Source organism: Aeromicrobium jepli (assembly GCF_047246605.1).
Taxonomy (GTDB): domain Bacteria; phylum Actinomycetota; class Actinomycetes; order Propionibacteriales; family Nocardioidaceae; genus Aeromicrobium.
In genome coordinates this window covers 362,155-380,208 of record NZ_JBFOKO010000001.1, presented here as the reverse complement: position 1 = coordinate 380,208, position 18,054 = coordinate 362,155, and the positions used below count along the sequence as shown (strand labels likewise).

The following is an 18,054-nucleotide window of genomic DNA, read 5'->3' as shown; positions in this document are numbered from 1 at the left end:
ACCTACTCAACCGGGGAAACCGACAGCAGCCCGGACCGCTCGGCACGCCCCGAGTAGGGTGGATCGGGTGAGCACGCTGGCGACCGACGGACGGTCAGAACCGCTCGTCGTCCGGTCCCGCGCGATCGACGACCCGGGCGACCTGCTCACCCTGCTGCCGCCCACGCCCGACGCGCTGGCCTGGGTCCACGGCGGCGACGGCATCGTCGGCTGGGGCCGCGCCGCGACGTTCAGCCCGGACGGCGACGACCGCTTCGAGGCCGCCGACGACTGGTGGGCCGAGACCGTCGACTCCGCCGTCGTCCGCGACGAGATCCGGCTGCCCGGCAGTGGCCTCGTCGCGTTCGGCAGCTTCACGTTCGCCGGCGGCACGGGCTCCACGATCGTCGTCCCCGAGGTCATCGTGGGCCGCCGCGACGGCCGCAGCTGGATCACCACGATCGGCCGCACGCTCGCGCCCGCGCCCGACCTCGAGCACCGCTCCCCCGCCGCGCCCGCCGGCACCCGCGTCGCCGACGACCCCGAGCGTCGCGCCGCGTGGTCGCAGACGGTCGACCGCGCCGTCCGCCGCATCCAGGCCGGCGCCCTCGACAAGGTCGTGCTGGCCCGCTCCGTCGAGGCCCGGTTCGACGAGGCCCTCGACGTCCGGTCGCCGTTGTCGCGCCTCGCCGCCGGCTACCCCAGCTGCTGGACGTTCCACGTGGACGGGTTCTTCGGCTCCACCCCCGAGATGCTCGTGCGGCTCCAGGGTGGGCTGGTGACCTCGCGCGTCCTGGCCGGCACGATCCGCCGCACGGGCGACGACGCCCGCGACCTCGGCCTGGCCGCGTCGCTGGCGCGCTCCAGCAAGGACCTCGAGGAGCACGAGTACGCCGTGCGCTCGGTCGCCGACGCGCTCGCGCCGCACTGCACCGGCATGAACGTGCCCGAGGCGCCGTTCGTGCTGCACCTGCCCAACGTCATGCACCTGGCGACCGACGTCACCGGCGTGCTGCGCGAGGAGGCGGGCGCGCTGTCGCTCGTCGCCTCGCTGCACCCGTCCGCCGCGGTCGGCGGCACCCCGACGGCCGAGGCGGTCCGCCTCATCGCCGAGATCGAGGAGCTCGACCGCGGCCGCTACGCCGGGCCCGTCGGCTGGATCGGCGCCTCGGGCGACGGCGAGTGGGGCATCGGCCTGCGCTCGGCGCAGCTGTGCAAGGACGGCCGCACCGCCCGCATGTACGCCGGCTGCGGCATCGTGGCCGACTCCTCCCCCGCCGACGAGCTGGCCGAGGCCGACGCCAAGCTCATCCCCGTGCGCGACGCGCTGCGCTGACTCAGCCCACCAGCAGGGAGCGCAGGCGCTCGAGCTCGGCCGCCGGGTCCTCGGCCACTCCCCCGTGCACGGGGCCGGGCTGCACGACGGTCGACTTCGGCGCCTTGAGGAAGCCGAAGCGCTGGCCGGCCGAGCGGGTCGCCGCCTCGCCGCCACGCGCGTCGCCCGCGCAGACGCCGTCGACGAAGTCCAGAGCGGCGCACACCCGGTCGAGGTCGAGGCCGGGCGCGAACGCCGCGATCCGCTCGCGGTCGACGTCCCACGCGACGGCGAGGAACTCGGCCTCCTGGCTGTAGAGGACGACGCCGACGTTGACGAACTCCTCGCGCTCGGGGCGGGGCACGCAGCGCAGGACGACGTACTGGTAGGCGTACGAGCTCATCGGGCCACCTCCGGGAGCCAGGCACCGGTGCCCAGTCGCGCCGTGAGGAAGTCGACGTACGCCGCGCGCAGGGACTGCGGCGTCGCGCCGGGCGTCGTGGTGAGCCAGGCGTCCGGCACCTGCGCCACGACCTGCTCGAACACGTCGCGCGACAGGACCTCACGGGCACGGCGGTCGGCGTCCGCGACGTACGGGACGTACGCGCGCAGCACGTGGTCCGAGACGTCCCACGGCTGGGCGGCGAACCGCGCGGGGTCGGTCACGCCACCGCTCCAGGCGTGATGGAAGTAGAGGGAGGCGCCGTGGTCGATGACCCACACGTCGCCGTGCCAGACCAGCAGGTTGGGATTGCGCCAGCTCCGGTCGACGTTGGCGCAGAACGCGTCGAGCCACAGGATCGTGGCGAGCTCGGCCGCGTCGGCGGCGACGTCGCCGTCGAAGCCGAAGGAGCCGGGCAGGTAGTCGACGCCGAGGTTGAGCCCGACGCTCGCCGTGAGCAGGTCCTGCACCTCCTCGTCCGCCTCGTAGCGGGCGATCGCCGCGTCGAGCTCGAGGCCGACGAGCCGCGGCGTGCGCAGTCCCAGCCGGGCCGCCAGGCCGCTCACGATGACCTCGGCGACCAGCACGCGGACGCCCTGGCCCGCACCGGAGAACTTGCACACGTAGGTGCCGAGGTCGTCGGCCTCGACGACGCCGGGCAGGCTGCCGCCCTCGCGCAGCGGGGTGACGTACCTGATCACCCGGACGCGCGGCAGCGCGGCGCTCGTCTCGTCACCCATGGCCCCCATCATGGCCGAACCGTCCCGGCCGCCCGCGCGCCACGTCGGTCCGCCGGGTGTCGGCGGCCGCCCCTAGGGTCGGGCCATGACCTCGTTCGACGCGGCCGAGCGGCGCCGCCGCCTGGGCGTCCGCCACGCCCTCGCCGCACCGGCGACCACGACCGAGGACGTCACGGCGTCCGTCGTCGCGCTGCACAGCACCGACCCCGCCGCGATGACGCTCAGCGTCCTGGCGCGGCTCGAGCGCCCCGACATCGCCGAGGTCGAGCGCGCGCTCTACGTCGACCGCTCGGTCGTGCGCATCCTGGCGATGCGGCGCACGGTCTTCGCCGTTCCCGCCGACCGGTTCGACGAGTTCGCGGCCACCGTCCGGCACTCGGTCGCCGGGCCCGAGCGGCGCAAGCTGCTCGGCCTCCTGCGGGCGTCCGGGATCGACGACGCCGAGACCGTGCTGGAGCAGGGGCACGCCGCCGTGCTGGCCGCGGCCGAACGGCTGGGCGAGTTCAGCAGCGCCGACCTGCAGGCGGCGGACCCGCTGCTGGCCACGCGCGTCGACATCGGCACGGGCTCGAAGTACGCGACGCAGCAGTCGCTCGCCAGCCGCCTGCTCACCGTCATGTCGGTCGAGGGCAGTGTCGTGCGCACACGACCCGAGGGCGCGTGGAACTCGTACCGCTACCGGTGGGCCGCGCGCGGCACGTGGCTGCCCACGCCCGTCGCGCAGCCGGACGAGGCCGAGGCGCGGGCGCGTGTGGCACGCCGCTGGCTGGAGCGTTTCGGCCCCGCCCTGCCCGAGGACCTGCAGTGGTGGACCGGCTGGACGAAGGGCCACACGCGTGCCGCGCTGGCCACAGTGGACACGGCCGAGGTCGAGCTCGAGGAGGGCACAGGGCTCGTGCTCGCCGACGACCTCGCCCCCACGCCCGAGCCGGCGCCGTGGGTGGCCCTCCTGCCGGCGCTGGATCCCACGACGATGGGCTGGCGGCACCGCGGCTGGTACCTCGGCCCGCACGCCGAGCGGGTCTTCGACGACGTCGGCAACGCGGGCCCCACGATCTGGCACGACGGCCGCATCGTCGGCGGCTGGGCGATCCGCGACGACGGCACCGTCGCCACGCGGCTGTTCACCGACGTCGGGCGCGAGGCGACCGACGCGATCGCCGAGCGCGCGGCGCGGCTCGAGAAGCTGCTCGACGGCACCGTCGTCAAGGTGCGCGCGCGGCGCTGGACGGCGGTGGAGAAGGAGCTACGCGCCTGACGTGCCCAGCGGCGTCAGCTCGCGGTACCGCGGGTCGAGGCCGTCACCGCTGGAGCGGCCCGTCACGCGTCGCTTGATCCACGGGCCGAGGTACTCCACGGCCCACTGGACCTGCGCGCGCACGCGCTCGGCGAGCGTCATCGGCGCCGGGTCGGCCAGCACGAGCGGCTCGAGGTCGTGCTGCACGCCCAGGGCGTCGAGCACCGCGATGGCCATGCGCTGGTGGCCCGCCGGCGACATGTGCATCCGGTCGGTGTCCCACAGCCGCGCGTCGCGGTAGTCGGTCAGGTTCCAGTAGTCGACCAGCGTCGCGCCGTGGCGCTGCGCGATCGCGCGGACGGCGTCGCGGTACCGCTCGAAGCGACGGCGCACCGGCGCGTACACGCGCGAGCCGCCCGGGTCCGCGGGGGTGAACATCACGACGCGCGCGCCCGAGGCGGTCAGCCGCTCGATGGCGCGGTCGTACTCGGCGAGCAGGTCGCCGAGGTCGACCTTGGGACGCATGATGTCGTTCGCGCCGGCGTAGATCGTGACGAGGTCGGGCCGCAGCGCCAGGGCCGGCTCGAGCTGCTCGGCGATGATCGGGCGCAGCTTGCGCCCCCGGATCGCGAGGTTCGCGTACGACAGGCCGCCGCCCTGCGCGCGGTCGAGCGCGGCGGCGAAGCGGTCGGCCCAGCCGCGCACGCCGTTCGGCAGGTCCGGGTCGGCGTCGCCGACGCCTTCGGTGAACGAGTCGCCCAGGGCCACGTATCGCGCGAAAGTCACCATCCGAGGTTACGCGCCGTCTCAAGCGGTCCGACGGGGGCTCATCACGGCCATGGGAGCGACGCTCCCAGCCAGATTGGAGACCGACATGACCACCCTCACGAAGACCTCAGCCCGGGGGCTCGCCCTCGGGACGACCGGCGCGCTCGTCGCCGGCCTGATCGCGACGACGGCCGCGCCCGCGCAGGCCGACAACGTCGACATGGCGCCGTCGCGGACCGTCAAGGGCGAGATGAGCGGACCGATCGGCGTCGACCACGACGCTGCGGGCCGCGTCTACGTCGCCTCGCAGAACAACAACGCGATCGTCGTCCACGCGAAGGACGCCTCGGGGCCCTCGGCGCCCGTACGCCGGATCAGCGGGGCCGCGACCGGCCTGGCCTCGCCGCGCGACGTGGCGCTCGACGGCAACGGGTTCCTCTACGTCTCGGAGCTGTCCGGCACCGTGCGCGTGTTCGCACCGGGCGCGAACGGCAACGTCGCCCCGGTCAAGACGTTCGGGACGGGCCCGGGCACCGCGTACGGCATCGACGTCGCCGGCGGCGAGATCTACGTGCGCAAGGCGAACTCGTACCTCGTCTACGCGCCGTCGGCGACCGGGTCGCCCGCGCCGGCCGAGCGGACCGTGACCGGCATCGGCAGCGGCCAGTCCATCACCGTCTCGGGTCCGCGCGTGTGGGTGCCCAGCGGCACGACCCTGCGCGCCTACACCCGCTCGGCCGACGGCGGCGCCACGCCGCTGCAGTCGATCGCGAACGCCTTCCCCGCGACGGAGACGAACGGCATCGACACCGACGCGGCGGGACGCGTGTACGCCACCTCGCTCTCGCCGGCCACGATCCGCGTCTACGCACCCGGCGCGGACGGCGCCGGCGCCCCGCTGAAGGTCGTCGGGGGTCCCGCGACGGGCCTGGGCTGGGCGACCGGCCTCGCGGTCCTCGACGGCGGGCGGTTCGCCGTCACGGACTACCTCAACGCCTCGTACTCGGTGTTCGGGAACCTGTTCGTGAGGGCGCCCGGCAAGCCGCGCGCGGTCAAGGTCGGCGGCACGCCGGCGGCCAAGGTCCGCAAGATCGGCTGGAAGGCCCCCGCCTCCAACGGCGGCGCGCGGATCACCGGCTACCGGATCGTCGTCAGGAAGGGCAACGCGACGCTCGTCAAGCGCGTCGTCGGCCCGACGCGGCGCTCGCTGATGGTGAAGCGCTCGGCCCTGCGCCGGGGCGTGAACACCGTCTTCGTCCAGGCGAAGAACAGCAAGGGCTACGGTCCCGCGGCGAAGAGGAGCTTCCGCGTCCGGAAGTGAGGCAGGAACGACACGAGCCCGGCGAGCGATCGCCGGGCTCGTGTCGTGTGCGCCTACTTCCTCGGCAGCGTGCTGGTGCCGCCGTGCATGACCGTGAGGAGCTTCGCGAAGCGGTCCTCGGTCCTGCGGTCGCGGCGCAGCGACTGCAGCATGAGAGGCGCCTTCATGCGCTGGCGCGTGATCGCCTTGGGGTACGTGAACTCGCGCAGGCCGTCGGGCCCGTGGATGCGGCCGAAGCCCGAGTCGCCGACGCCGCCGAACGGCAGGCCGGGGATCGCCGCGAACGAGATGACCGAGTTGATCGAGGTCATGCCCGAGCGCACGCGGCTGGCGATGTCCATCGCGTTCCTCTTGCCGAACACGGCGCCGGCGAGCCCGTACTTCGTCGCGTTCGTGAGCTCGACGGCCTCGTCCATGTCCTTGACCGGGTTGACCACGAGGGTCGGCCCGAACGTCTCCTCGGTCACCGCGAGCGAGTCCTCGGGGACGTTCGTGATGATCGTGGGCTGGACGTACTTGTCGCCGACGGAGTCGAGGCCGCCGAGGACCGGCGTGCCGCCCTTCGCGATCGCGTCCTCGATGTGGCTCTTGATGATCGGCAGCTGCTTCGGCATCGTCGACGGGCCGTAGACGCCGCCGTCGTCGTAGCCGGGACGGATGCCCTCGGCCTGCTTGAGCAGCTCCTCCATGAACGGCTGGAACACCCGCTCGTGCACGTAGACGCGCTCGGTGCCGATGCACGTCTGGCCGGCGTTCGACATGCCCGCCCACAGGGCCGCCTCGGCCGCGTCCTTGAGGTCGGCGTCCTCGTCGACGATGAGCGAGTCCTTGCCGCCGGCCTCGATCACGACGGGCGTGAGGTTCTCGGCGCAGGCCGCCATGACCTTCTTGCCCGTGGCCGAGGAGCCGGTGAACGCGATCTTGTCGACGGCCGCGGTGCACAGGTGGTTGCCGGTCTCGCCCAGGCCCGTCACGAGGTTGAGGACGGGACGGCCGTGGACCACCTCGGTGAACGTGTCGACGAGGAAGCGGCCGACGCCCGGCGTGTACTCGCTGGGCTTGAACACGACCGCGTTGCCCGCCGCGAGCGAGTAGGCGATCGAGCCGACCGGCGTGAAGACCGGGTAGTTCCACGGCCCGATGACGCCGATGACGCCCAACGGGTGGTACTCGACGTACGCGGCTTGGTTCGACATCAGCAGGCCCGCACCCACCTTGTGGCGGCCGAGCACCTTGCCGGCGTGCTTGGCGGCCCACGCGATGTGGTCGATCGCCAGGCCCGCCTCGAGCAGCGCGTCGCCGTGCGGCTTGCCGCCCTCGCGGTGCATGAGGTCGGCGAGCTGCTGCAGGCGCCGGGTCAGCACGCTGCGCCACTGCAGCAGGTACTCCTTGCGGCCGTCGAAGCCGAGCTCGCGCCACCACGCGGACGCCTCGCGGGCGGCGGCGACCGCCGCGTCGACGCGCGCCTTGTCGTCGATGGGGTGCGTCCCGACGACGTCGCCCGTCGCCGGGTTGAGCGAGTCGAAGGTCGGCTGCGGCGCCTCGGACGCCTGGACGTCCGGTTCGATCGTGGCGGTCATGGTCATGCTCCTCGAATGAGATCGGCGGCCTTCTCGGCGATCATGATGGTGGGGGCGTTGGTGTTGCCGCGCGGCACGCGCGGCATGACGGAGGCGTCGACGACCCGCAGGCCCTCGACGCCGTGGACCCGCAGCTCGGGGTCGACGACGCTGCCCTCCACGGTACCCATCGAGCACGTGGACGTCGGGTGGTAGAGCGTCTGCGCGAGACGCTGGACGACGTCGAGGATCTGGTCGTCGGTCGGATTGCGGACGGCCGGCTCCCACGGCTCGTCGAGCAGGCGCGCCATGGGCCCCTGCCAGATCATGTCGAGCATGCGGCGGTAGCCGCCCAGCATCGCGTCGAGGTCGGCCGGGTCGTCGAAGTAGGCCGGGTCGATCTCGGGGTGCCACGTCGGGTCGGCCGAGCGGAGCCGGATGTGGCCGCGGCTCTGCACGTTGACGAGCGTCGGTGCCACCGTGACCGAGCGGCGCACGGGCTCGTGAAGTCCGTTGTCGTAGAACCCGCTGGGCGCGACGTGGATCTGGATGTCGGGCAGGTCCAGGTCGTCACGCGAGGCGTAGAACGCCCCGCCCTCGCCGATGTTCGACACGAGCGGGCCCGTGCGCGTCGCCTGCCAGCGCAGCATGTTGCCCATCGTGACGGCTTCGGCGAGGTCGGTCGTGTTGCGCGTGTAGACGAGCGTCCCCGCGACCGGGTGGTCCTGCAGGTTCTGGCCCACGCCGGGCGAGTCCACGACGACGTCGATGCCCACCTCGCGCAGGTGGGCGGCCGGCCCGATGCCCGAGAGCATGAGCAGCTGCGGGCTGTTGATGGCGCCGCCGGAGAGCAGCACCTCGCCCTCGGCACGCACCACGTGCTCCTCGCCGTACTGGCGGTAGGCGACACCCGTGGCGCGGCCGTTCTCGACGATGATCCGGGTCACCAGCGCATCGGTGCGCACCGTGAGGTTCGGCCGCTGCATCGCGGGCCGGATGTACGCGTCGGCGACGGACCAGCGCTCGCCCCGGCGGTGCGTCACCTGGTAGACGCCGGCGCCCTCCTGCTGGGCGCCGTTGAAGTCGTCGTTGCGCTTGAGCCCGGCGGCCACGGCCGACTCGACGAACGCCGACGTCAGCTCGTGGGTGAACCGGCGGTCCTCGACGATGAGCGGACCCTGCGTGCCGTGGTACGGGCCTGCGAGGCGGCGGTTGGCCTCGGACTTGATGAAGTACGGCAGGACGTCCTCGTAGCCCCATCCCGTCGCGCCGAAGGCGTCGCGCCACTCGTCGTAGTCGGCACGGTTGCCGCGGATGTAGATCATCGCGTTGATCGAGGAGCTGCCGCCGAGGGTCTTGCCGCGCGGCCAGTAGGCCCGGCGCCCGCCGAGGTGCTTCTGCGCGCTCGTCTCGTAGTTCCAGTCCCAGCGGGTCTTGAACAGCTGGCTGAAGCCGGCCGGGATCTTGATCATGTCGTCGGCGTCGACGGGTCCTGCCTCGAGCAGCAGGACGCGCCGATCACGGTCCTCGGTCAGCCGGGCGGCCAGCACGCCTCCCGCGCTGCCCGCCCCGATGATGATGTGGTCGAACGCCTCGTCGGCCATGTGCACTCCCGCCCGCGCCGGTGTGACGCTGGCCACACCTTAGACGGCGGCGAGACCCGAGACAACCGACTGCAGCGCGCGACGGCCCGCGCGCGGCACGCGGACCTCGAGCACCTCGAGCCCGACCGGCGCGCGCGACAGGTACGCCGAGAGCTGGTCGACCTCGACGAGCCGGTGGCGCACGCCGTGCGCGGCGCACAGCGCGTCGATCGCGGTGCGGGTCGGCGTGCCGAAGACCCGCTCGAACGCGGTCGCGTACTCGGGCGCGCCCTGCTCGAGCGTGTGGAAGATGCCGCCGCCGTCGTCGTTGAGCACGACGATCGTCAGGTCGGGGCACGGCTCGATCGGGCCCATGAGCAGGCCGTTGGCGCCGTGCAGGAACGTCAGGTCGCCCATCAGCGCGATCGCGCGGCCGTAGTGGCCCAAGGCCGCGCCGACGGCGGTCGAGATCGTGCCGTCGATGCCCGCCAGGCCCCGGTTGGCCAGCACGCGCGGCGCGGGGGTCCGGACGGGAGCGACGAGGTCGACGTCGCGGATCACGTTGGACGAGCCGAGCACGAGCAGTCCCCGGCCCGCGGCCTCCCACACGTCGCGCGCGACGGTGAGCTGCTCGGCGTCCAGCAGCGCGTTCTGGATCCGGTCGCCCGCCTGGATCCAGCTGCGCAGCCACTCGGGGTCCGGGGACGGCGAGCGCACCGCCACGTGGTCGGCGAACGTGACGTTGGCCCCCGCGACGCCGGGGAACGTCGAGGCGTCGCCGACGTGGACGATCGGCAGGTTCGTGCGGGTCAGCAGGTTCGTGACGGGCCGCGAGAGCGTCGGGTGGCCCGCCGAGACGATCCGCTCGATCCGCTCGATCATCCGGCTGCCCAGCACGACGCGCCCGCACGCGATCGAGGTGGGCGCCCCGCGCAGGCCGGAGGACGGCTCCGCGATGATCGGCCAGCCCGCCTGCTTCGCGACGGCCGCCAGGCCCGGGTCGGCGTCGTCGCCGGCCACCACGATCGTGCGGGGACCGTCGTCGATCGTGTGGACCACGCCGGACTCGGGCCGGCTCATGGACCACGAGTTCTGCGGGAAGTCCCACGAGACCGACTCGACGAGCGGCTCGTCGAGCTCGATGTTGAGGTGGATCGGCCCGCGCGTCTCGCGGACGGCGCCGGCCAGCCCCGTGATGCGGTCGGTCTGGGTGACGCCGGGGAACATGCCCGGCTGGGTGGTGGTCTGGTTGGCGCCCGTGCCGCGCAGCCGCGCGGGGCGGTCGGCCGTGATCGCCAGCACGGGGATGCGCGAGTGCAGCGCCTCCAGCAGCGCCGGGTGCAGGTTCGCGACGGCCGTGCCCGACGTGGTGACGACGGGCGTGAGCCGGCCCGACGCCTTCGCGAGGCCGAGCGCCAGGAAGCCGGCCTCGCGCTCGTCGACGCGCACGTGCAGGCGGATGAGCCCCTGGTCGTCCGCGGCGTGCAGCGCCAGGGCGAGCGGCCCCGAGCGGGACCCGGGCGAGATGACCGCGTCGGTCACCTCCTGCGCGAGCAGCGCGGTGACGAGCCGCCGCGCGATGTCGACGGCACGGAGCTGCTCACTCATGGGTCCCCCGGGGCCGGCTCACAGGACTTCCTGGACGTGCTTCAGCCGCGCCTGCCACCGCTCGTCGACCTCCGGCGGGGCCGCGACGCGCGCGTAGGCGTCCTCGTCGAGGTCGGGGCGCGTGACCAGCAGGCAGCCCCCGACGGGCTTGAGCGACTCCGCCACGACGTCGGCCGTCAGCAGGTGCGCCGTGCCGATGCCGCACGCGTACTTCAGCTCGGGCAGCGCGGCGGCGAGCGCGACGCTGGCGGCGAGGCCGATCGACGTCTCGACCGCGCTCGACACGGTGACCGGCATGCCGATCTGCTCGGCGATGCGCAGGCACGCGCGCACGCCGCCGAGCGGCTGCACCTTGAGGATCGCGATGTCGGCGGCGTCGAGGTCACGCACGCGGAACGGGTCGGCGGCGCGGCGGATCGACTCGTCCGCGGCGATCGGCACGTCGACCTTCTTGCGGACGTGCGCGAGGTCCTCGACCGTGGCGCACGGCTGCTCGACGTACTCGAGGCCCCCGGCGACCTGGTCGAGCTTCTTGATGGCCTTGACCGCGTCCTTCACGCCCCACGCGCCGTTCGCGTCGACGCGGATCAGGGCGTGCGGCAGGGCGTCGCGGATCGCGGCGACGCGCTCGATGTCCTGCTCGAGCGTCTCGCCCTTCTCGGCGACCTTGAGCTTGATCGTGGCGCAGCCGCTCTCGACCGCGATGCGCGCCGCGTTCTCGCCGCCGCCGACGGCCGGGACGATGCCGTTGATCGGCACGCGGTCGCGGACGGGCTCGGGGAACGGCTTGCACGCCGCCTCCATCGCGGCCTGCAGCCAGGGCAGGGACGCGAGGTGGTCGTACTCGGGGAACGGGCTGAATTCCGCCCACCCGGCAGGCCCGTGCGCGAGCATGCCCTGGCGGTTCTCGAGTCCCCGGAACCGGGTGCGCATCGGGATCGAGTAGGTGCGGAAGTCCACGGCACGAGAGTATCCATGCCCGGGCGCTGGAGTTCCAGTTCGGCCCTTCCGGCGGGAGGCGGGGCCCCGGCATCGCGCCTACCGTGGTCGGTATGTCCGACATCGCCATCGTCGGCGGCCACGGCCAGGTCGCCCGCCTCCTCATCCCGCACCTCACCGATCGCGGCGACGTCCCGGTCGCGCTCATCCGCGACCCCGACCAGGCCGCGGACCTGCCCGGCGCGGCGACGCGTCCGCTCGACATCGAGTCGGCCTCGGTCGAGGACTTCGCGACCGTGTTCACCGACTGCGCCGCGGTCGTGTTCGCCGCCGGGGGCGGTGCGGACGGCAACGTCGAGCGCAAGCGGACCGTCGACCTCGAGGGCTCGCTGAAGTCCATCCAGGCGGCGGAGCAGCTGGGCATCCGCCGCTTCGTCCAGGTCTCGGCCATGGGCGTCGAGCAGGACCCCGACCCCGACATGGGCGAGTCCTGGGTGGCCTACGTGAAGGCCAAGCGCGAGGCCGACGAGGCGCTGCGCGCCAGCTCGCTGGACTGGACGATCATCCGGCCCGGCCGGCTGACCGACGACGAGGGCACCGGCCGCGTCACGGCCGGCGAGGACACCGGCTACGGCGAGATCCCGCGAGCCGACGTCGCGGCCGTGATCGCCGCAGCCCTGTCGGACGACTCCACGATCGGGCGGACGATCGAGGTCATCGGCGGCGACACTCCTGTCGCCGAGGCGCTCCGCGGTTGACGGTTTCCCCGGTTCAGTAGGTTTCCTGTCACTTCGCGAGGATCGCGAACCTCGCGAAGTGACGGGAAACCTCGCGAAGTCGCGCCGCCACCCCGGAGAGCTCGATCTCGTCCCTCCGTGCGCTGACGGACACCACTTCGCGCGGTTCCCTGTCACTGAGCGTGGTTCGCGAACCTCGTTCAGTGCGGGTTCTCCTACTTAACCGGGGAAACCGTCACCCCGGCCCAGCGCCCGCCGGTCGGGCTTGCCGTTGGGCAGCAGCGGCAGCGCGTCGAGCACGTGCACGGCCCTCGGGGTCCAGGCCCGGGGGTGACCGGCCACCTCGATCGCCGCCGCGGCCCGGTCGCGGTCGAGGTCGCCCACGACGAACGCGACGACGCGCTGCCCCCACTCGGCGTCCTCCTGCGCGACCACGACGACGTCCAGCACGCCGGGCTCGTCGCGCAGCGTCGACTCCACGGCCGCGAGCGGCACGTTCACGCCGCCGCTCACGGCCACCTGGTCCGCCCGTCCGAGCACGCGCAGGCGACCGTCATCGATCCGGCCGAGGTCGTTCGTGACGAGCCACTCCCCCATGCCGTCGGCCAGCACCGGTCCCGCAAGGGCCACGCGCCCGTCGTCCTCGATCCGCAGGCGCACCCCGTCGAGCGGCACGCCGTCGTAGACGCAGCCGCCGCACGTCTCGGTCATCCCGTAGGTCCGCACGATGCGGACGCCCGCCTCGGCCGCCCGCTCCAGCACGGCACGGGGCGCGGCGGCCCCGCCCAGCAGGACAGCGTCGAGCGGCGCGAGGACGCCGGCGCGGCCGGCCTCGACGAGCCGGAACAGCTGCGTCGGCACGAGCGAGGCGTAGCGGCGCTCCCCCGTCATCGCGGCGACCGCCGCCTCGAGGTCGCCGTGCTCGTCGAGGAACACCGGCTCGGTGCCCGCGACGATCGACCGCACGAGCACCTGCAGGCCGCCGACACCGGTGGCCGGGAGCGCGGAGACCCACTGGGCCGGCCCGCCGAGGCGCGCCAGCGCGGCGTGGGCCGAGGCGAGGACCGCGGCGTGGGACAGCCGGATCGACTTCGGCTCGCCCGTGCTGCCGGACGTGCGCATGACGAGCGGGTCGCCGCCGTCCTCGACCCAGCGCCTCAGCAGCGCGAGGATCTCGCGCGGGGTGCCGGCGACGGGGGCGAGCGAGGCGGTCACCCGTCCACGGTAGTCCGCCGCGACGGGCGGGCCGGACCGGGCGCGGCGGGTCCCGCGGGCGCTCCTAGACTCGCGGGGTGACCAACCCGACCGGCCTGCGCCTGTGGATCGAGGGCGCGCGCCTGCGCACGCTGCCCGCCGCCATCGCCCCCGTCGCCGTGGGCACCGGGGCGGCCGCGTTCGACGACGGCGCCGTGTGGTGGAAGGCCCTGCTGGCACTGGGGGTCTCGCTCGCGCTGCAGGTCGGCGTCAACTACGCCAACGACTACTCCGACGGCATCAAGGGCACCGACGCCGACCGCGTGGGCCCGCTGCGCCTCGTCGGCTCGGGCCTCGTCGCGCCGCAGCGGGTCAAGGCCGCGGCGTTCGCGTTCCTGGGCCTGGGCGCCCTGTTCGGCCTCGTGCTGGCGGCGACCTCGTCGTGGTGGCTCGTGCTCGTCGGCGCCGTCGCGATCCTCGCCGCGTGGGGCTACACGGGCGGCGCGCGGCCCTACGGCTACCGCGCGCTGGGCGAGGTCAGCGTCTTCGTGTTCTTCGGGCTCGTGGCCGTCCCCGGCACCACGTTCACGCAGCTCGGCGAGGTCAACGCCGTGAGCGTCGCCGGCGCGATCGGCATCGGCTCGCTGGCGTGCGCGATCCTCGTCGCCAACAACCTGCGCGACATCCCCACCGACTCCGTCACCGGCAAGCGCACGCTCGCGGTCGTCCTGGGCGACGCCCGCACGCGGCTGCTCTACGTCGGCCTCAACGTCGTCGCGTTCGTGCTGGTGCTCGCGTGGTGCGTCACCGAGACGCCGTGGGCGCTGCTCGGCCTCGCCGGCCTGCCGCCGGCGCTGCGTGCGATCGCGGTCGTCCGCGGCGGCGGCACCGGCCCCGCGCTGATCCCCGTCCTGAAGGACACCGGCATCGCCGAGCTGCTCTACGCGCTCGGGCTGACCGCCGGCCTGGTCATCGCGACGCTGTGAACGTGCCCGTCCGGATGAGCTCGGCGAGCCGCTCGGCGTAGGGCGCCGGGTCGAGCCCGTGCTCGGCGACCCACCGGTCGTCGAAGTACGTGTGCGCGTAGCGGTCGCCGCCGTCGCACAGCAGCGTCACGATCGAGCCCGTCTCGCCGCGCTCGACCATCTGCGCCGCCACGCCGAGCACGGCCCACATGTTGGTGCCGGTGGAGCCGCCCACGGGACGTCCGATGAGGTCCGAGACCCAGCGCATCGCCGCGATCGACGCAGCGTCCGGGACGCGCACCATGTCGTCGACGACGCCGCCGACGAACGAGGGCTCGACGCGCGGCCGGCCGATGCCCTCGATGCGCGGCGCGTGGTCGGTGACGACGTCCGAGCGGTCCTGGTCCCAGCCGTCGAGGAACGCCGAGCCCTCGGGATCGGCGACCAGCACCCGGGTCGGGAAGCGGCGGTAGCGGACGAAGCGGCCGATCGTGGCCGACGTGCCGCCCGTGCCGGCGCTGACGACGATCCACGCCGGGATCGGGTGCGGCTCGGCCGCGAGCTGGGCGAAGATCGACTCGGCGATGTTGTTGTTGCCGCGCCAGTCCGTGGCCCGCTCGGCGTACGTGAACTGGTCCATGTAGTGGCCGTCGCACTCGTCGGCCAGCCGCTGCGCCTCGGCGTACACCTCGCGCGCGTGGTCGACGAAGTGGCAGCGGCCGCCGTACCACTCGATGAGGGCGATCTTCTCGGCGCTCGTGCCGCGCGGCATGACCGCGACGAACGGCAGCCCGAGCAGCCGCGCGAAGTACGCCTCGGAGACGGCGGTGGAGCCGCTCGAGGCCTCGACGATCGTGGACCCGCGGTGGATCCAGCCGTTGCACAGCGCGTACAGGAACAGCGACCGCGCGAGGCGGTGCTTCAGGCTGCCGGTCGGGTGGACCGACTCGTCCTTGAGGTAGACGTCGACGCCCGGGAACGGCAGCTCGAGCGCGTGCAGGTGGGTGTCGGCGCTGCGGTTCGCGTCGGCCTCGACCTTGCGGACGGCCTCGGCGAGCCAGTCGCGATCGTCAATCGACGTCTTCGGCACGCCGCGACTCCTCGATCCGCTCGTTGAGGGCGCGGGCGCGGTCCTGCAGGCGCACGGCGACGCGGTCGCGCAGCCCGGCCAGGACGAACACCGAGATGGCGCCCGAGACGATCAGCGCCAGCAGCAGCACCCACACGTCGAGCACGGTGCTGGGGTGGTCGAAGATCAGCCGGGACAGGCCGAACAGCACCGCCCACGTGACGGCGAAGACGCCGAGTCGAGCGAGCGTGTACGTCCAGAAGGCCTTCATGGCCGCCATTTTAGTTCGCCGCCCTGGCCGTCCGTGCGGCCGGTGGAGCCGTCTCGATCCGCTTCGGCGCTGGTCACGGGTGGGTACGCTCTGGCCATGGGCAAGGCGTTCCTCGTTCTGGTGGCGATCATCTTGATGACCTACTGCCTGTTCGACCTGCGAGCGACGCCGCGCGACCGCGTCCAGCACCTGCCGAAGTGGGGCTGGGCGGTGCTGATCGTGCTCGCCCCGTACGCCGGCGCGCTGCTGTGGATGGTGTTCGGCGTGGCGAAGGGCCGCGCGGGGGGCTCGCCGCGGCCCGGCCCGCGCCGGCCGCTCGGCCCGGACGACGACCCGGACTTCCTGCGCGGGCTCTGAGCGCTCAGGCGTCCCAGCGGAACAGCCGCGCCGAGACCGCCGAGCACACCGCGGCGAACGCCAGCAGGATGAGCAGCGGCTGCCACACCGCCTCGATCCCCTGCCCGCGGACCATCACGTCCATCATCCCGTCGTTGAGATGACGCAGCGGGAGCAGGCGGCTGATGGCCTGCAGCCAGCCCGGCGCGCCGTCCATCGGGAAGAACGAGCCCGACAGGAACGCCATCGGCAGCACGATGAAGTTCGCCAGCCCGACCGCGCCCTCCTCGGTCCGGCAGACCGAGCCGGCCAGCAGGCCGATCGACAGGAACGACAGCGTCCCGGCGAGCACGAGCACGATCGCGAGGGGCCACGCGCCGGTCAGCCGCAGGCCGAACGCGCCGACGGCGAGGCCGATGAAGATCGCCGTCTGTCCCAGCGCGACCGTGAGGCTCACGCCGACGCGGGCGAGCACGACCGACGGCGTGGTGACGGGCGCGAGGCGCAGCCGCCGCAGCAGGCCGCTCTTGCGCCAGTTCACGAGGTTGACCGCGGCGCCGAACGTGGCGCTCATGGCGATGGCCCAGCCCAGCAGGCCGGGCGTGACGTACTGGATCGTCTCGAGCGACTCGTCCTCCACCTGGCGCGGGTCGAGCTCGAACGTCGGCGGGGTGCCGGTGACGGCTAGGTTCGCGCCGTCGACGATGCCGCGGAACGTCGTGGTGAGTCGCGCGGCGCTGACCTGGTCGGCCTGCGAGTAGTGCAGGACGAGCCGGTCGCCGTCCTGCGTCACGACGCCCGCCAGGTCACCGTCGCGGACGTCCTGCACGGCCGCGGCCTCGTTCGTGACCTTCTCGATCTCGATGCTCTCCTCGAGCGCGTCGCGCTGCTGCTCGGGCATCTCGTCCAGCACGGCCACGTCACCGACCTGCGCGACCTCGATCTTCGAGGCGCCCTGGTCGGTGAGGATGCCGCCGAACAGCACGAGGAACATGAGCGGGAACAGCACGGCCCAGAACAGCGTCATGCGGTCGCGCAGGAAGCCCAGGAACATGGCGCGCGACAGCGAGGTCATGGGGGTCACGAGCGGTACTCCCGTCCGGTCAGCTGCAGGAAGACGTCCTCGAGGGTGGCGCCCGAGGCGCTCAGCCCGTCGAGCGCGTCGAGGCGGGCGAGCTCGGCCAGGACCTCGGCGGGGCGCCGCGTGGACAGCTCGAGGCGGTCGGGATGCACCGTCACGGCATCGACCCCGGCGACCTCACGGGCGCGCGACTCCTCGATCGCGCCGGGCGCGAGCGTGATCCGGGTGGGCGCGTCGAGGCCGCGCACCAAGGCCGCCGGCGAGTCCAGCTCGAGCAGCCGGCCGCGGTCGATGATCGCGACCCGGTCGCACAGCGCCTCGGCCTCCTCCATGTAGTGCGTCGTGAGCACGACGGTGCGGCCCGAGTCGTTGAGCCCGCGCAGGAAGTCCCACAGGTTGCGGCGGGCCTGGGGGTCGAGCGCGGAGGTCGGCTCGTCGAGGAAGACGATCTCGGGCTCGTGCACGAGCGCGCACGCGATCGACAGGCGCTGGGCCTGGCCGCCGGAGAGCTTCTCGACGGGCGAGTCCGCCTTGTCCTCCAGCCCGACCTCGGCGAGCAGGCGGTCGACGCGCTCGGCCGGCGCGCCGTACAGCGCGCCGAACGTCACGAGCTGCTCGCGCGCCGTCAGCCGCTCGAAGAACGCCGAGGACTGCAGCTGCACGCCGATGCGCCGCTGCAGCGCGGGGTCGCGCCGCCACGGGTCGTGACCGTCGATCGAGACCGTCCCGGCGTCCGGCTCGCGCAGGCCCTCGATCATCTCGAGGGCCGTCGTCTTGCCGGCGCCGTTGGGGCCGAGCAGGCCGAAGAACTCGCCCGGCTCGACGGAGAAGGTCAGGTCGTCGACGGCGGTGAGGTCGCCGTAGCGCTTCGTGAGGCCGGCGACCTCGATGCGTGCACCCATGTGGGCGA

Annotated in this window: 18 protein-coding genes; 6 read left to right on the top strand and 12 right to left on the bottom strand. The window is 73.4% G+C overall.

Going from position 1 to position 18,054, the window contains the following annotated elements; translation table 11 throughout:
• Positions 1 to 67: 67 nt before the first annotated feature.
• Positions 68 to 1,315 (top strand): isochorismate synthase, encoded by a 1,248-nt coding sequence (locus AB3M81_RS01780; RefSeq protein WP_412902194.1) that lies wholly within the window; start codon positions 68 to 70, stop codon positions 1,313 to 1,315.
• Between the two features lies 1 nt (position 1,316).
• Here the strand turns inward: AB3M81_RS01780 and AB3M81_RS01775 are convergent, their stop codons facing one another.
• Together AB3M81_RS01775 and AB3M81_RS01770 are read right to left on the bottom strand one after the other, a co-directional pair.
• A complete protein-coding gene (locus AB3M81_RS01775) occupies positions 1,317 to 1,697 on the bottom strand; it encodes a DUF3037 domain-containing protein (RefSeq protein ID WP_412902193.1) in 381 nt (126 codons plus the stop codon).
• Positions 1,694 to 2,476, bottom strand: coding sequence for a HipA family kinase (locus AB3M81_RS01770; protein WP_412902192.1), 783 nt, complete (start codon positions 2,474 to 2,476; stop codon positions 1,694 to 1,696). Before AB3M81_RS01770 ends, AB3M81_RS01775 begins: the two co-directional genes overlap by 4 nt.
• A gap of 85 nt (positions 2,477 to 2,561) precedes the next feature.
• Between AB3M81_RS01770 and AB3M81_RS01765 the strand changes: the two genes are divergently transcribed.
• On the top strand, positions 2,562 to 3,734 hold the full coding sequence (locus AB3M81_RS01765) for a winged helix DNA-binding domain-containing protein (RefSeq protein WP_412902191.1): 1,173 nt from the start codon (positions 2,562 to 2,564) through the stop codon (positions 3,732 to 3,734).
• On the opposite strand, the gene AB3M81_RS01760 is transcribed toward AB3M81_RS01765, so the two are convergent.
• Positions 3,723 to 4,499 carry an SGNH/GDSL hydrolase family protein gene (locus AB3M81_RS01760; RefSeq protein ID WP_412902190.1) on the bottom strand — a complete coding sequence of 259 codons (777 nt, stop codon included), beginning with the start codon at positions 4,497 to 4,499 and terminating at the stop codon, positions 3,723 to 3,725. The two genes, AB3M81_RS01765 and AB3M81_RS01760, sit on opposite strands and share 12 nt — an antisense overlap.
• Before the next feature lie 88 nt (positions 4,500 to 4,587).
• Here AB3M81_RS01760 and AB3M81_RS01755 point away from each other — a divergent pair, with 88 nt between their 5' ends.
• Positions 4,588 to 5,802 carry a hypothetical protein gene (locus tag AB3M81_RS01755; protein WP_412902189.1) on the top strand — a complete coding sequence of 405 codons (1,215 nt, stop codon included), beginning with the start codon at positions 4,588 to 4,590 and terminating at the stop codon, positions 5,800 to 5,802.
• A gap of 53 nt (positions 5,803 to 5,855) precedes the next feature.
• Here AB3M81_RS01755 and AB3M81_RS01750 read toward each other — a convergent pair whose 3' ends face one another.
• The 4 genes from AB3M81_RS01750 to AB3M81_RS01735 are packed head-to-tail and all read right to left on the bottom strand — an operon-like array spanning position 5,856 to position 11,512.
• Positions 5,856 to 7,382 (bottom strand): aldehyde dehydrogenase family protein, encoded by a 1,527-nt coding sequence (locus AB3M81_RS01750; protein ID WP_412902188.1) that lies wholly within the window; start codon positions 7,380 to 7,382, stop codon positions 5,856 to 5,858.
• A gap of 2 nt (positions 7,383 to 7,384) precedes the next feature.
• Positions 7,385 to 8,965, bottom strand: a complete 1,581-nt coding sequence (locus tag AB3M81_RS01745; protein ID WP_412902187.1) for a GMC family oxidoreductase — start codon at positions 8,963 to 8,965, stop codon at positions 7,385 to 7,387.
• A 39-nt stretch (positions 8,966 to 9,004) separates the two neighbouring features.
• Complete coding sequence (menD, locus tag AB3M81_RS01740) at positions 9,005 to 10,552, bottom strand: 2-succinyl-5-enolpyruvyl-6-hydroxy-3-cyclohexene-1-carboxylic-acid synthase (RefSeq protein ID WP_412902186.1); 1,548 nt, start codon at positions 10,550 to 10,552, stop codon at positions 9,005 to 9,007.
• A gap of 18 nt (positions 10,553 to 10,570) precedes the next feature.
• Positions 10,571 to 11,512, bottom strand: a complete 942-nt coding sequence (locus AB3M81_RS01735) for an o-succinylbenzoate synthase (RefSeq protein WP_412902185.1) — start codon at positions 11,510 to 11,512, stop codon at positions 10,571 to 10,573.
• Between the two features lie 92 nt (positions 11,513 to 11,604).
• Here AB3M81_RS01735 and AB3M81_RS01730 point away from each other — a divergent pair, with 92 nt between their 5' ends.
• On the top strand, positions 11,605 to 12,249 hold the full coding sequence (locus tag AB3M81_RS01730; protein WP_412902184.1) for an SDR family oxidoreductase: 645 nt from the start codon (positions 11,605 to 11,607) through the stop codon (positions 12,247 to 12,249).
• A gap of 198 nt (positions 12,250 to 12,447) precedes the next feature.
• Here the strand turns inward: AB3M81_RS01730 and AB3M81_RS01725 are convergent, their stop codons facing one another.
• Complete coding sequence (locus tag AB3M81_RS01725) at positions 12,448 to 13,443, bottom strand: AMP-binding protein (protein ID WP_412902183.1); 996 nt, start codon at positions 13,441 to 13,443, stop codon at positions 12,448 to 12,450.
• A gap of 77 nt (positions 13,444 to 13,520) precedes the next feature.
• Between AB3M81_RS01725 and AB3M81_RS01720 the strand changes: the two genes are divergently transcribed.
• Complete coding sequence (locus tag AB3M81_RS01720; protein WP_412902182.1) at positions 13,521 to 14,408, top strand: 1,4-dihydroxy-2-naphthoate polyprenyltransferase; 888 nt, start codon at positions 13,521 to 13,523, stop codon at positions 14,406 to 14,408.
• Here the strand turns inward: AB3M81_RS01720 and cds1 are convergent.
• A complete protein-coding gene (cds1, locus tag AB3M81_RS01715) occupies positions 14,392 to 15,477 on the bottom strand; it encodes an L-cysteine desulfhydrase Cds1 (protein ID WP_412902181.1) in 1,086 nt (361 codons plus the stop codon). The genes AB3M81_RS01720 and cds1 overlap by 17 nt on opposite strands.
• On the bottom strand, positions 15,458 to 15,727 hold the full coding sequence (locus AB3M81_RS01710; RefSeq protein ID WP_412902180.1) for a DUF4229 domain-containing protein: 270 nt from the start codon (positions 15,725 to 15,727) through the stop codon (positions 15,458 to 15,460). The genes cds1 and AB3M81_RS01710 overlap by 20 nt, the downstream gene beginning before the upstream one ends.
• Positions 15,728 to 15,823: 96 nt before the next feature.
• Here AB3M81_RS01710 and AB3M81_RS01705 point away from each other — a divergent pair, with 96 nt between their 5' ends.
• The gene (locus AB3M81_RS01705; RefSeq protein WP_412902179.1) at positions 15,824 to 16,084 is read left to right on the top strand and encodes a PLD nuclease N-terminal domain-containing protein; all 261 of its coding nucleotides are present in this window, start codon (positions 15,824 to 15,826) and stop codon (positions 16,082 to 16,084) included.
• A 4-nt stretch (positions 16,085 to 16,088) separates the two neighbouring features.
• Here AB3M81_RS01705 and AB3M81_RS01700 read toward each other — a convergent pair whose 3' ends face one another.
• Positions 16,089 to 17,138 (bottom strand): ABC transporter permease, encoded by a 1,050-nt coding sequence (locus tag AB3M81_RS01700; protein ID WP_412902555.1) that lies wholly within the window; start codon positions 17,136 to 17,138, stop codon positions 16,089 to 16,091.
• A gap of 5 nt (positions 17,139 to 17,143) precedes the next feature.
• On the bottom strand, positions 17,144 to 18,046 hold the full coding sequence (locus tag AB3M81_RS01695; protein ID WP_412902178.1) for an ABC transporter ATP-binding protein: 903 nt from the start codon (positions 18,044 to 18,046) through the stop codon (positions 17,144 to 17,146).
• Positions 18,047 to 18,054: the final 8 nt, after the last annotated feature.

Coding starts and splice junctions, on each gene's coding strand:
- AB3M81_RS01775 (WP_412902193.1), bottom strand. CDS start 1,697: ATGAGCTCGTACGCCTACCAGTACGTCGTCCTGCGCTGCGTGCCCCGC.
- AB3M81_RS01770 (WP_412902192.1), bottom strand. CDS start 2,476: ATGGGTGACGAGACGAGCGCCGCGCTGCCGCGCGTCCGGGTGATCAGG.
- AB3M81_RS01765 (WP_412902191.1), top strand. CDS start 2,562: ATGACCTCGTTCGACGCGGCCGAGCGGCGCCGCCGCCTGGGCGTCCGC.
- AB3M81_RS01755 (WP_412902189.1), top strand. CDS start 4,588: ATGACCACCCTCACGAAGACCTCAGCCCGGGGGCTCGCCCTCGGGACG.
- AB3M81_RS01750 (WP_412902188.1), bottom strand. CDS start 7,382: ATGACCGCCACGATCGAACCGGACGTCCAGGCGTCCGAGGCGCCGCAG.
- AB3M81_RS01745 (WP_412902187.1), bottom strand. CDS start 8,965: ATGGCCGACGAGGCGTTCGACCACATCATCATCGGGGCGGGCAGCGCG.
- menD (WP_412902186.1), bottom strand. CDS start 10,552: ATGAGTGAGCAGCTCCGTGCCGTCGACATCGCGCGGCGGCTCGTCACC.
- AB3M81_RS01730 (WP_412902184.1), top strand. CDS start 11,605: ATGTCCGACATCGCCATCGTCGGCGGCCACGGCCAGGTCGCCCGCCTC.
- AB3M81_RS01710 (WP_412902180.1), bottom strand. CDS start 15,727: ATGAAGGCCTTCTGGACGTACACGCTCGCTCGACTCGGCGTCTTCGCC.
- AB3M81_RS01705 (WP_412902179.1), top strand. CDS start 15,824: ATGGGCAAGGCGTTCCTCGTTCTGGTGGCGATCATCTTGATGACCTAC.
- AB3M81_RS01700 (WP_412902555.1), bottom strand. CDS start 17,138: ATGACCTCGCTGTCGCGCGCCATGTTCCTGGGCTTCCTGCGCGACCGC.
- AB3M81_RS01695 (WP_412902178.1), bottom strand. CDS start 18,046: ATGGGTGCACGCATCGAGGTCGCCGGCCTCACGAAGCGCTACGGCGAC.